This window comes from Bradyrhizobium sp. UFLA05-108, assembly GCF_059803455.1.
Window position 1 is genome coordinate 1 of the sequence record NZ_JBANAZ010000015.1, and the last position, 12912, is coordinate 12912.

13 protein-coding genes are annotated in these 12912 nt (G+C 64.7%); 8 read left to right on the plus strand and 5 right to left on the minus strand.

What is annotated here, in order from left to right; genetic code table 11:
* Positions 1–105: 105 nt before the first annotated feature.
* Together SO140_RS13490 and SO140_RS13495 are read right to left on the minus strand one after the other, a co-directional pair.
* The gene (locus tag SO140_RS13490) at positions 106–366 is read right to left on the minus strand and encodes a PepSY domain-containing protein (RefSeq protein WP_449383341.1); all 261 of its coding nucleotides are present in this window, start codon (positions 364–366) and stop codon (positions 106–108) included.
* Positions 367–671: 305 nt separating this feature from the next.
* Positions 672–2465, minus strand: a complete 1794-nt coding sequence (locus SO140_RS13495; RefSeq protein WP_449383340.1) for a potassium/proton antiporter — start codon at positions 2463–2465, stop codon at positions 672–674.
* Positions 2466–2721: 256 nt separating this feature from the next.
* Here SO140_RS13495 and SO140_RS13500 point away from each other — a divergent pair, with 256 nt between their 5' ends.
* Together SO140_RS13500 and map are read left to right on the plus strand one after the other, a co-directional pair.
* Positions 2722–4032 (plus strand): mechanosensitive ion channel family protein, encoded by a 1311-nt coding sequence (locus tag SO140_RS13500; RefSeq protein WP_449383339.1) that lies wholly within the window; start codon positions 2722–2724, stop codon positions 4030–4032.
* Positions 4033–4136: 104 nt separating this feature from the next.
* Positions 4137–4955, plus strand: a complete 819-nt coding sequence (map, locus tag SO140_RS13505; protein WP_498542720.1) for a type I methionyl aminopeptidase — start codon at positions 4137–4139, stop codon at positions 4953–4955.
* Between the two features lie 44 nt (positions 4956–4999).
* Here the strand turns inward: map and SO140_RS13510 are convergent, their stop codons facing one another.
* Complete coding sequence (locus SO140_RS13510) at positions 5000–5596, minus strand: bifunctional transcriptional activator/DNA repair enzyme AdaA (protein ID WP_449383337.1); 597 nt, start codon at positions 5594–5596, stop codon at positions 5000–5002.
* 133 nt (positions 5597–5729) lie between these two features.
* Between SO140_RS13510 and SO140_RS13515 the strand changes: the two genes are divergently transcribed.
* The 5 genes from SO140_RS13515 (at position 5730) to SO140_RS13535 (ending at position 10736) form a co-directional block, all read left to right on the plus strand.
* On the plus strand, positions 5730–6674 hold the full coding sequence (locus tag SO140_RS13515) for a DMT family transporter (RefSeq protein ID WP_449383336.1): 945 nt from the start codon (positions 5730–5732) through the stop codon (positions 6672–6674).
* A gap of 79 nt (positions 6675–6753) precedes the next feature.
* Positions 6754–7608, plus strand: a complete 855-nt coding sequence (locus SO140_RS13520) for an intradiol ring-cleavage dioxygenase (protein WP_449383335.1) — start codon at positions 6754–6756, stop codon at positions 7606–7608.
* Between the two features lie 56 nt (positions 7609–7664).
* Positions 7665–8384, plus strand: a complete 720-nt coding sequence (gene radC, locus SO140_RS13525) for a RadC family protein (RefSeq protein WP_449383334.1) — start codon at positions 7665–7667, stop codon at positions 8382–8384.
* Between the two features lie 76 nt (positions 8385–8460).
* Positions 8461–9819 (plus strand): tetratricopeptide repeat protein, encoded by a 1359-nt coding sequence (locus tag SO140_RS13530; RefSeq protein WP_449383333.1) that lies wholly within the window; start codon positions 8461–8463, stop codon positions 9817–9819.
* Between the two features lie 125 nt (positions 9820–9944).
* Positions 9945–10736, plus strand: coding sequence for a bestrophin-like domain (locus SO140_RS13535; RefSeq protein ID WP_449383332.1), 792 nt, complete (start codon positions 9945–9947; stop codon positions 10734–10736).
* A 9-nt stretch (positions 10737–10745) separates the two neighbouring features.
* Here SO140_RS13535 and SO140_RS13540 read toward each other — a convergent pair whose 3' ends face one another.
* Complete coding sequence (locus SO140_RS13540; protein ID WP_449383331.1) at positions 10746–11507, minus strand: inositol monophosphatase family protein; 762 nt, start codon at positions 11505–11507, stop codon at positions 10746–10748.
* Positions 11508–11524: 17 nt separating this feature from the next.
* Positions 11525–11701: a hypothetical protein gene (locus SO140_RS13545; protein ID WP_449383330.1), complete on the minus strand. Its 177-nt coding sequence runs from the start codon at positions 11699–11701 to the stop codon at positions 11525–11527.
* A 92-nt stretch (positions 11702–11793) separates the two neighbouring features.
* Between SO140_RS13545 and SO140_RS13550 the strand changes: the two genes are divergently transcribed.
* Positions 11794–12906, plus strand: a complete 1113-nt coding sequence (locus tag SO140_RS13550) for an ABC transporter ATP-binding protein (RefSeq protein ID WP_449383329.1) — start codon at positions 11794–11796, stop codon at positions 12904–12906.
* Positions 12907–12912 lie beyond the last annotated feature (6 nt).

Consider the following 12912-nt stretch of genomic DNA (forward strand, 5'->3'; position numbering starts at 1 on the left):
CGAGGGGTGTCCACACCCTCACCGCCGCTTACCCCAGTCGCCGCTTACCCCATAGCATCTGGATTCCCCGCTTTCGCAGGGAATGACAGCGAGATTGCGTAACGCCTACCACCCTCTCTCAACATTCCGCACGTCGCCGGTGTTGGCGTCGACATAGACTTCCATCCAGCGGCCGGCGCGGTCACGGCCTTCGATCTGCCATTCGTCGCCGAGGAACTGGGTGTGCGAGACGGTCCTGATGCCGATATCGGTAGCGATGCCGAGCGCGGTCTCCATCGAGACCTGGTCGCCGGAATCAAACGCCAGCGCAGGCGCCGACGCGCCGAGCGCAAGCACCGTGACGATCGGGATGATGAACTTTCGCATGGAACCACTCCTGTTACGTTGCCACGCGGCTAACCATGGACACAGACGAGCGTTCCGGGTTCCGATCACGATGCGTTGCGCGAATGTTCGGCAGGTCGCGGCATAGCGGTTCCGCTGTCACGCTTTCCATCGTCATCGTCGTCCTGGCGAAAGCCAGGACCCATTACCCCGGGGAGAAGTCGCAGCGGGAGATGGCAACTCCGAGTCTTCGCAAAACTGCCGACGGTGGTTATGGGTCCTGGCTTTCGCCAGGACGACACCGGAGAGGAACGTCGACGTCACACGCCGTCGCGCGCAGGTAGGCACTAAACCCCCGCCACCGAAATCCACAAATCCGCGAGCTTGCGCCGCAGCGCCTTCATCCGCGTGACAGGCGCTGGCTTCTCCTCGTCCTCGGGCAGCCGCAAGCCGACCACGTTGACGCGGCCGCCGGAGATCGAGCGGGCAACGAGCACGATCTCGTCGAGCGCGAGCTCGGCGCCTTCCTTCGGCGCGCGGTCCAGGTGAACGTCGAAATAATCGGCGAGCGTCAGCTTGCCCTCGTCCTCGCTCACCTTGACGCCGTAGATCTCGGCGAGCTCCGCCAGCGTGTGCTCACCGGAGACCATGAAGTCTCCGAGCAGATGCGGGTCGGGCGCGGTGCTCGGCTGCATGTCGACGAAGAAACGATCGAGCGACTCGGCCTTTTCAGGCGGAGCCAGCAAATAGATGTAGTCACCGGGCGTGATCGGGTCGGCTTCCGTGGGCGTCAAGATGTTCTCGTTGCGGATGACCAGCGTCGGCTTCGACCAGGACGGGATAAGACCGCGGCGGAAATACAGGCTCTTGGGCCGCACGGCATAGCCGACGAGCTGCTGCTCGAGCTGCCCGGGCAGGTCCAATTCCACGCGGCGAGGACCGCGCTCGCTGCGCGGCAGCGCGACATGCAGCCGCCTCGCGGCGGGCGCCAGCGTCCAGCCTTGCAAGAGGAGCGAGATGATGACGACCACGAAGGCAACGTCGAAATAGAGATAGGCTTTTGACAGCCCGACCAGCATCGGGATCGAGGCCAGGAAGATCGCGACCGCACCGCGCAAGCCGGTCCAGGCGATGAAGACCTTTTCCCGCCAGTTGAAGCGGAACGGTGCAAGGCACAGGAACACTGCGAGCGGCCTTGCGATCAGCATCAGGACCAGGGCGACACCGATCGCCGGCACCGCGCTGGAACCGAGCCGCTGCGGCGAGACGAGCAGGCCGAGCAGCACGAACATCACGATCTGCGCGAGCCAGGTCGCGGCATCCAGGAACGTCACCACCGAATTATGCGCGCGGGTCGGGCGGTTGCCGATAATGATGCCGGCGAGATAGACCGCGAGGAAACCCGAGGCATGCATGATCTGCGAGCCGCCGAAGATGACGAGCGCCGCCGTGGTCACGAACGGCGCGTGCAGCCCCTGCGGCAGCGCCACCTGATTGAGCGCGATCACCACCAGCCGGCCGCCGATCACGCCGACGATCGCGCCCAGCACGGCCTCCTGGATGAACTCCATGAAGACGTGGCCCGGCGAGCTCGACCCCAGCGAGATATATTCGACCAGCATCAGGGTGAGGAAGATCGCGAAGGGATCGTTGGTGCCGGATTCCGCCTCCAGCGTCGCGCCGACGCGCGGGCGCAGGCGCAGGCCCTGGGTGTGCACCAGCAGGAACACCGCAGCAGCGTCGGTCGAGGCGACGACGGCGCCGACCAGCAGCGACTCGGCCCAGTTGAGGTCGAGCGCGTATTTTGCAAACGGCGCGGTGATCAGCGCGGTCAGCAGCACGCCGACGGTCGCGAGCACCACGGACGGAGCCAGCACCGTGCGGATGCTCTGGAAGCGTGTGCGCAGGCCGCCGTCGAACAGGATCAGGGCCAGCGCCACCGAGCCGACCAGATAGGTCGTCCGCACGTCGTTGAACTGGAGCTGCCCCGGGCCGGAATCACCGGCCAGCATGCCGATTCCAAGGAAGACCAGCAGCAGGGGCGCGCCGAAACGCAACGCGAGCAAGCTCGACAGGATGCCCGCCATCACCAGGACGGCGCCGAGCAGGATCGCGATGCTGACCGAGTCGAGGGACGCCATCCGTCGTCACGTGGGAGAGGAAATCATTGTAAAACCATCCTTATCGTCGCCACACTTGCCCGCCAACCCATTTCTGCCACTCGCGGCAATCTGCCCGCATTTTGCGGCCTTAACTCGCATCACGTGCCGTTGTATCGATGGTCCGGCCGCGCCCTTTGTGGGATTCTGCCGCTGCATCGAATCAAATCCTGCCGATCTGCCTCCAACGCCCCCGCGATGGACATAGACCCCAAAGAGACATAGCCCCCAAAGAGACATGGACCTCAAAGACCTCATGGAGTTCTTGCAGACGACGGCGCGCAGCGTCGGCGCCGAGATCACCTCGCCCTGGTTCTACCTGCAATTCGGTCTGATGCTGGGAGCGGCCGGGATCGCCTGGGCCTCGGAGGCCGCCATCCGCAACCGCATCGACATGACGTCGCTGGCGATGCGCTGGCCGCTACCGCTTCGCCACTTCATCCGCGTGCTGGTCGGCAGCGCCTCCACGGCGGTCTTCACCGTCCTGGTCATCGTCGAGCGCGTGGTGATGTACCACGCGACCTGGCCGAGCCGCAGCTATCTCCTGATGGTCGCCGCAAAGCTCGGCCTCGCCTGGCTCGTGATACGGCTTGTAACCTCGGTGCTGCGCAACGCCTTCATCGTCAAGCTGGTGTCGGTCGCGGCGTGGTTCGTCGCTGCCCTTTCCATCATCGGTCAGTTGGACGCAACGGTCGATCTGCTTGACTCATTCGCGATCGTGCTCGGCGGATTGCGGCTGACGCCGCTGCTGCTGATCAAGGCCGGCGCGCTCCTGATCATCGCACTCTGGCTCACCAACATCGCCAGCAATTTCGCCGAGAGCCGGATCAACTCGACGACCGACCTGACGCCGTCGGTGCAGGTGCTGCTGATCAAGATCATCCGCATCGGGCTCTTGACAGTGGCGATCATCATCGCGCTCGACGCCGTCGGTATCAACCTGTCGGCGCTCGCGGTGTTCTCCGGCGCGGTCGGCGTCGGTATCGGTATCGGCCTCCAGAAGATCGTCGCGAACTTCATCTCCGGTATCATCCTGCTCGCGGACAAGTCGGTGAAGCCAGGCGACCTCGTCACCATCGGCGACAATACCGGGCGCATCAGCGCAATGAAGACGCGCTACATTTCCGTCGCCGCCGGCGATGGCCGCGAGTTCCTGGTGCCGAACGAGGATCTCGTGACGCAGAAGGTCGTCAACTGGACCTACACCGACAAGAACACGCTGGTGAAGATCGCCTTCGGCACCAATTACGACGCCGATCCGCGGCTGGTCTGCAAGCTCGCCGCCGAAACCGCCACCGCCCATCCGCGTGCGCAGAAAGGCAAGCCGCCGAACTGCATTCTGACAGAGTTCGCCGAGGCCGGCATGAAGTTCTCGCTAACCTTCTGGATCGCGGATCCCGACGGGATGGATAACGTCAAGAGCGACGTGATGCTGGCGCTGTGGGACGCCTTCAAGCGCGAGGGCATCCGGGTTCCCTACCCGGTGCGGGAAATCCGGGTCCGCGGCGGCGCGCTGCCGGTCGAAACCACCGTAGAAGTCCCGAGTTGAGGCAGCTTTTGGCCGCAAGCCCGCCAAGCTTGGCTTGCATGAAGGCCCGCGATCATTAAATTAGGACCAGAAATCAAACGCTTCCGCCGAAAAGATTACCTTTCATGAGCTACATCGAAGCCACCGATACTTCCTTGCGCAAGACCGGACAGATCAAGCTCCATGGCCCGAACGCATTCGTCGGCATGCGCAAGGCAGGCGCGCTGGTGGCCAGGTGTCTTGATGAGCTGACCGACATCGTCGGCCCGGGCGTGCCGACCTCGCGCATCGACGAGTTCGTCCGCGAGTTCGCCTTCAGCCATGGCGCCTATCCGGCGACGCTGATGTATCGCGGCTATCGCTACTCGACCTGCACCTCACTCAACCACGTGGTCTGCCACGGCATGCCCGGCGACCGGCCGCTGAAGGAAGGCGACATCGTCAACATCGACGTCACCTTCATCGTCGACGGCTGGTATGGCGACTCCAGCCGAATGTATGCGATCGGCCCGATCGCACGGAAAGCCGAGCGGCTGATCGAAGTAACCTATGAGGCGATGATGCGCGGCATCGCCGCCGTAAGGCCCGGCGCCACCACCGGCGACATCGGCTACGCCATTCAGAGCTTCGTCGAGCCGCAGGGCATGAGCGTGGTGCGCGATTTCTGCGGCCATGGTCTCGGGCGCATGTTCCACGACGAGCCCAACATCATCCATGTCGGCCGGCCCGGCGAAGGCGTGCAGCTCAAGCCCGGCATGTTCTTCACCATCGAGCCGATGATCAATCTCGGCAAGCCGCATGTGAAGATTCTCTCCGACGGCTGGACAGCGGTGACCCGCGACCGCTCGCTGTCGGCGCAGTTCGAGCACTCCGTCGGCGTGACGGCGACCGGCGTTGAGATTTTCACGCTGTCGCAGCGGCACGGCGAGAAGCAGATCGGCTGACGTGTGGCGACCGCTTCGCTCGCTCCAACTATCCACCTATCCACCTATCGCAAACGTCGGAATGACGACGGTGGCCGTTTGTAGGTCGCGGCAAAAGCATCATTGAACCGCCGCACGCTGCCGAAGCCGGCCGCGAACGCGATCTCCGCCAAATTCATGTCGGTCTGGTCGATCAGGCGCTTGGCTTCCTGCACGCGGCGCGTCGCCGCGATCTCGCTCGGGCTCGCGCCGGCGTGGCGCATGAACAGGCGCAGGAGATGGCGCGGCCCGACGCCGAGGGCTTCCGCAAGCTCCGTCATCGACGCCTTATCCAGAAAGCCGTCATTGATCAGGCGCATCCCGCGCGCCACGGTGGTGGCGGTTCCCATCCATGCCGGCGAGCCCGGCGCCGTTTCAGGCCGGCAGCGCAGGCACGGGCGAAAGCCGGCCCGCTCGGCGGCGGCAGCAGTCGCATAGAAGGTGACGTTCTCGGAGCGCGCCGGGCGAACCGGGCAGACCGGCCGGCAGTAGATGCGCGTCGAACGAACGCCCGAGAAGAACAGCCCGTCGAACGCGTGGGCACGCGCCAGCCGTGCCCGGTCGCAGCTCTCCCAGTCGAGATGCGGTGGCAGCGTTTGCCGGTGCGCCAACGTCTTCGCCATGGCGGGATAATAGTTTCAGCACAGCCCGCCGAGTAGCCGAAATCGGACTGGATCGGGCGATGAGGTCCGAATCCAGCCAGCCTGCGCCGCCGCTTTTGGGATCATGGTGCCGACAGATCCCGGAGCAAATCGCATGAGCACGCAGGCGCAACAGACAATGTCAGGGCAAACCTCTCTCGCGTTCGAGATCGGGCTTTTGCTGATTCTCTCACTGATCTGGGGCAGCTCGTTCACGCTGATCAAGGTCGCGATCCCCACGATTCCGCCATTTACGATGGTTGCCGCGCGCGTGACGATTGCGGCCATCCTGCTGATCCTGATCGCTCGCGCGCAGAGACACGCCCTTCCGCGCCAGGGATCGGTGTGGGCGGCTTTCTTCGTGCAGGGGCTGGTGCAAAGCGCAGCTCCGTTCACCCTCATCAGTTGGGGCGAGATGCATATCGCGAGCGGCCTCGCCGGCGTACTCAATGCCACGCCGCCGATGTTCGTGCTGATGATCGCGCTGTTGACCGGGCGCGGACGACAGGCGATCAGCGGCCAGAAGATCATCGGCGTCGGTCTCGGCTTCGCCGGCGTCGCCCTGACGATCGGCATCGACGCGCTGTCCGGAATCGGCACGGCGGCGCCGCTGGCCCAGATGGCCGTGCTCGGCGCGAGCCTCTGCTACGCGCTTGCGCCGATATGGGGCCAGCGGTTCTCCGGCCTCCCCGCCATCGTCACCGCGGCCGGCGCCATGAGCTGCGCCGCGATCCTGATGCTCCCCATCGCCGCCGCCCTCGAACGTCCCTGGATGCTGGCGCTGCCTCCGGCACGGGCGATCGCGGCAGTCATCGTGCTCGCCGTTGTCTGCACGGCCTTCGCGATGGTGATCTATTTCCGCCTGATCCACACGATCGGCCCGCTCGGCACGACCAGCGGAAGCTATCTGCGCGCGGGCTTCGCGGTGGCGCTTGGCTCTGCATGGCTCGACGAGCGCTTCTCCTGGTCGATTGTTGCAGGAATGGCGCTCATTCTCGCCGGCGTCGTTGCCGTCACGGTGCCCCTGCCGGCGCGAAACAGCCGGAAACCTCCGGGCTGATTGTCGCCATTTTCAAAGCCTGATCTTGCCATTCCGTTCGCCGATGACGATCTGTCGTCAGAGGAACAGGAGAGATCAAGTGAGCACGTCGACGCGCCGTGGCTTTCTCGGATTTGTATCGGCCACTGCCGTAGGCGTGTTGCCAACCCGCGCGCAGGCGGCGTCCGAGCCCGCAGCGACTTCCAGCGAGCCGGCCTGCATCCTGACGCCGCAGGCGGAGGAAGGGCCGTTCTACGCCGATCCAAAGCTCCTGCGCATGGATATCACCGAGGGCAAGCAAGGCATTCCCCTCACGCTGCGGCTGCGTGTGATCGAGGCCGGTCCCTGCACCGCCATCAAGGGCGCCCGCGTCGACATCTGGCATTGCGACGCAAAGGGCCTCTACTCGGCGTTTCCGGGCCAGAGCGATAGCCATAACGTGGACGCGACCGGCAAGACGTTTTTGCGCGGCACTCAAGCGACCGACTACGCCGGGTGGGTCACGTTCAACACGATCTATCCCGGCTGGTATGACGGCCGCACCACGCATATCCATTTCAAGGTTTTCCTCGACGACAAAAACGTGCTGACGGGGCAAACCTTCCTGCCGGACGCGCTGAACGAGTTCATCTACACCAACGTTCCCGCCTACAAGGACCGCGCGCGGCAACGCACGATCATCAACGCCAACGACATGGTGATCGAGCGCTCCGACCCCGAGCATCGCGCCTTCTGCGCGGTGAAGGAGGAGCGCGACCGTTACGTGGCAAGCTTGACGCTCGGCATCGACCGCCGCGTGGACGCGACGGTCGGGCGCGCCGGCCCGCCACCGCCGCCACCCGGTTCACGCGGCGGACCTCCGCCGGGGCCTCCGCCCGCGGGCGGGCCGATGTTCGGCCGTCGGATCAAGGACCGGCTTGCTGCGCTGGTGCCGGGGCTGAAGCCGGTGCGCTGAACTCCGCCGCAATTGGCGGTTGCAAAAACGATGGCACGCGGCAATGCTGGCGCGCGATGCCCGCCAAATCCCGCGACCCATCCGAGAAGCACGAACCGACAGAGCCGCCGCATTATCACGGCCATCGCGAGCGGCTGCGCGAGCGCTTCTACAGCGCCGGGGCGGACGGGCTGAGCGACTATGAACTGCTGGAGATGGCGCTGTTTCCGGCGCTGCCGCGGCGCGACACCAAGCCGCTTGCGAAGACGCTGATCAAGACCTTCGGCTCGTTCGCCGAGGTCATCCACGCGCCAGTGGCGCGGCTGCGCGAGGTCGAGGGCGTCGGCGAAGCCGCGATCAATCAGCTCAAGCTGATCGCGGCGGCCGCAAGCCGCGTGACCAAGGGCGAGGTCAAGAGCCGCAACGCGCTGTCGTCCTGGAACGAGGTGATCGACTATTGCCGCTCCAGCATGGCGTTTGCCGACAAGGAGCAGTTTCGCTTGCTGTTTCTCGACAAGCGCAACCAGCTCATTGCCGATGAGGTGCAGCAGACCGGCACCGTCGACCACACCCCGGTCTATCCGCGCGAGGTGATCAAGCGCGCGCTCGAATTATCGGCGACAGCGCTGATCCTCGTGCACAATCACCCTTCCGGCGATCCCTCGCCCTCGCAGGCCGACATCCAGATGACCAAGGCCATCATCGAGATCGCAAAACCGCTCGGCATATCCGTGCACGACCACATCATCGTCGGCAAAGGCGGGCACGCGAGCTTGAGGGGGATGAAATTGATTTAACCCCGCTGCGTTGAGACCCGTCCACACACCCAAAGCCCATCCCTGCCTGCGCCAAAGCGCCTCCACGGAGACGATCATGTCGAATGGTCCCAGCGCGGTTCTCTCTTCCGATGAGATCAAAGCGATCGCACGTGACGCCGCCGAAGAAGGACAGGCGGGCCGCAAGCAGGCGGCGTGGCAGAATATCCAGCCATTGCGAAAGGCGCTGCGCCACCAGCCTGAGGCCGCGATGGCGTTGTTGTGGATTGTCGACGAGCGAAGCCTCACAAGGGAGGAGGCGGCAGACGTTCTTTCGGAGATAGCAGACGCCCACGATGGCGACACGAATATCCTCTCAACGCTTGGCCAATGCCTCGAAGCCGCCCGCGACATTGATGATCTGAATGCGCCACCGCCGGGACACCCAGTATTTCGGACCATGGTCGAGAAGCTGAGCCGCCTGGCCGAGGTCCATGAGGGGCAGCCTGAACAGGAGCGTATACTTTGCGGGCTCGCCACGTCGGCCCGAATGATGGCGCGCCAGAAGGATGCGATCGCCGAGAGCAGCCTTCGGAGGCTGACCGAAATCGATCCGCAAAACAGCGCGCACCAATACAATCTGGGCCTTTTCTACAAGACACGCGGCAGATTCGCGGAAGGCATGGCGGCGAACCGGGCGGCCGCAAGCCTGACGCAAAAAGTTATCGACAGTTACGAGTGGAACCTTGGAATCTGTGCCACCGCCGCCAAGAACGCCGAAACTGCCTTGGACGTGTGGAAGCGCATGGGTCAGAAAATAGAGCTTGGACGTTTCGGCTTGCCGGAAGGCAGATATCCGGCCTGCAAGGCGAGGCTCGCCGAACGTCCCCTTGCTGAGCGGACGGCAGACTCTGATGATCCAGGCAAAGAGGAAACGGTATGGATCGAACGGTTAAGTCCGTGCCATGGCATTATCCGCAGCGTGCTGTACGGCAATCTCGGCGTCGACTACGGCGATGTCATCCTCACGGACGGCGCCCCGATTACGCATCACACCTATGGTGAGCAGCAGGTCCCGGTCTTTCCCCATCTGGCAACACTTCTGCGTCGGAACTATCAATTCTTCGATTTCGCGGGCACGCAGCAGACAGCACGGCAATTGGCCGACCTGAGCGAAGAGTTGGACGGGGATGCCGTCGTCTATTCGCACTCCGAGAGCTTCAAGATCATGTGCGCGAATTGCTGGCGCGACCCCGATATCGATCACGCCGATCACGCGAAAATGGAAAAACACGTCGTCACCGGTCGTATCGCCGCGCCGCCCGACATTTCGCCGGCACGACTTTTGGATATGATTGATAAGGGAATCGAGAAGCGAGGAATTTGCCAACTCTACGCGCCCGATCTTTGTGCAGCGGCGGGACAGCTTGCGCGCGAGCAGATCGACAGACGTCGGTTTGCTCTACTCCGCAACTGACGGAAACATCGATCCGCAGTCGCAATCCCGGTGGACAGGCCATACACGACACGTGCATTGACTACCCGAATCGCATTGTTCGATTCGGTTGATCTGAAGAGTTTCCAAGCAAGCAATGAGATGAAATGAGCGACTGGCTGCACAACCTGCCGGTGCCGTGGATGGCGCTGGTGATTTTCGGCTTCACCTATTTTCTGGCTGCGACCGTGTTCGCGGCGGTCATGGTGTTCGCGACGGATGCGCGGACCAAGTCGCTCAAGACGATCTCGCCGGGCATGCTGCCGGTGCTCGGCATCATCTTCGGCCTGTTCGTCGCCTTCACGGCGGCGCAGGTGTGGGGCGACAGCGATCGCGCCAGCGCCGCGGTGAGCCGGGAGGCCAGCGCCCTGAGGAGCGTCGAGCTGCTCGCCGCCGGCCTGCCGACGGAGCAGGCGGCGCGCCTGCGCGCCCTGGTGCGCGACTATGTCGGGCAAGCCGCCACGGTGGAGTGGCCGATGATGGCGCAGCGGGAGGTTTCCCTGAAAGCGACGCCGCCGGCGCTGGCCGAGGCGTTGCAGCTCGTGGTCGCGATGACGCCGCAGGGCTCGGGTCAGGCGACCGTGCAGCGCGAGCTCATCAACGCGCTGGAGCAGGCGCTCGATGCGCGCCGGCAGCGCATCATCATCAGTCTCGCCGCGGTGAATGCGGTCAAGTGGTGGTGCCTGTATTTGCAGGCGGCGTGCGCGCTTGTGGTCATCGGCCTCGTCCATTGCGACAATCGCCTCGCGGCGGCCATCGCGATGGGCCTGTTCGCGACCGGCGTTTCGGCTTCCGTTCTCCTGATCGCCGCGCATGACCGGCCATTTGCCGGCCAGATCTCGATCGGACCCGAGCCGCTGCTCCAGATCATGCCGGAGAAGCCGGACAAGCTGCCCTGAGAGGAGCTGCTAGGACATTCCCACGATTTCGCGCAGCTGGGGCGCGAGTGCGGGAGTGGAGCAGAGAATCGGGTTTCCTTTGCTGATGCCGTCGCCAGCGAAGAAATCATTGATTGTTGCGCCCGCCTCGCCGGCGATGACGATGCCGGCAGCGACGTCCCATGCATTGATGTGCAGCTCGAGATAGGCGTCGGTGCGCGCATTGGCGACATGGCAGAGCCCCAGCGCGCCCGAGCCGGAGCGCTTCACCGCGCAGCCCGCGGCATAGCCGCGCTCGAGGACGGCGAGATAGCGCTCGAAGGGGACGCGGGGCGACCAGCCGAGCTCGACATAGGCGCGCTTGAGGTCGTTGGTGGCCGAGACGTGGATCGGCCGCCCGTTCAGCGTTGCGCCCTGTCCGCGTTGGGCCACATAGAGCTCGTCCAGCGCCGGTGCGGCCACGATTCCGATGGTCGGGACGCGATCGTGCAGGAAGCCGATCGAGATGCACCAGTTGCGGTCGCCATGGGCGAAGTTCATGGTGCCGTCGATCGGATCGATGATCCAGACCGCATCGCTCGCTGCGCCGCCGCCCTCCTCGCCGATCACCGTGTCGGTCGGGAAGAGCACGGCCAGCCGCTGCCTGAGGAAATCCTCGACGGCACCGTCGGCAACCGTCAGCCAGTCCTGAGCGCCCTTCATGGTGACGCCGAGGCTGTCCTGCTTGCCGAAATAGTCCAGCGCCAGGCGCCCGGCCTCGGCGACAAGGCCCTGGACGGCATGACGCCGCATTGCGAGCTCTGCCGGCGTCATCGCCCAACAACCTCGGTGGGGACCGACGCGCCAACGCGCTCCGCAAGATCAGGGATCAACCACGGGAGCAAGGCTTCGTCGTCGCTGTCTGGCATGAGCCAGGTCGATTGCTCGTCGGCAGGCATCGTTTCGGCTTCACCAATCTCGGATTCACAAATCTGTTGCATCAGCACGCTACGGATCGCTACGTTTATTCCAAGCCGGTCGCGGAATGGAAGGACAATTCCATTCTGGCAAAATGACATCGGCGTGGAGGGAACGAATCGTGCAGGCGGAAACGCATGGCGTGACGAGCGCCGGCGCGGCGATCCAGGTGCGCGACCTGCATGTCGCCTATGGCGGCACGCCAGTCCTGCACGGTGTCAGCCTCGATTTTGCCCCCGGCACCTTCACCGCCCTCCTGGGCTCTTCCGGCTGCGGCAAGACCACCCTTCTGCGCTCATTGTGCGGCTTCGTGCCGGTGCACTCCGGCTCGATCGTGGTCGGCGACCGTGACGTCGCCCTGCTGCCACCGGAGAAGCGTGGCATGGCGATGGTTTTCCAGTCCTACGCGCTGTGGCCGCATATGACCGTGCTGCAGAACATCGGCTACGGGCTGAAGCTGCGGGGCGCCGCCAAAGCCGAGATCGCCGCTAAGGCGGCTTCGCTGCTCACGATGCTGGGCCTTGCCGGCTACGAGCAGCGCAAGGTCACGGCGCTGTCGGGCGGGCAGCGGCAGCGCGTCGCGCTCGGCCGGGCGCTGGCGGTCGACCCTAGCATCCTGCTGCTCGACGAGCCGCTGTCCAATCTCGACGCCAAGATCCGGATGACGATGCGCCACGAGATCCGCGCGATCCAGCAGCGGCTCGGCGTCACGGCCATCCATGTCACGCATGATCGCGAGGAAGCCATGACCATGGCGGATCGGCTCGTCATCATGCAGGTGGGCCGGATCGCCCAGGTCGGTACACCCGAGGAGGTCTACGATCGGCCGGCGAGCGCCTTTGTCGCCAACTTCATGGGCGCGGAGAACGTCCTGCCCGTGCGTGTCGCGCGCAACGAGGACGGGACGGCCGTCAGTGCCGGCTCCGCGGTCGTCCGGGTCGCGCACGACGATGCCACAGCGCTGCCCACGGGCGAGGCCGTGGCCTATTTCCGCGACGACGTCGCAAGCCTGGAGGCGCCCGACGCGATGCCGCAGGGCGATCTCCTCGTGCCCGGGCGTATCGCCGCGCGCAGCTATCCCGGCGGTCTCTATCGCTATCGCGTCGAGGCGGTCGGCCGGCAGATCACGGTCGACGACGCAGCACGCCATGAGCCAGGCGCGACCGTCGGCCTGCGCATTCCGTTGCGACGCATTCACATCTTCCCGGCGGCCGAAGCCGCCACCGCCGCCTGACCAGGA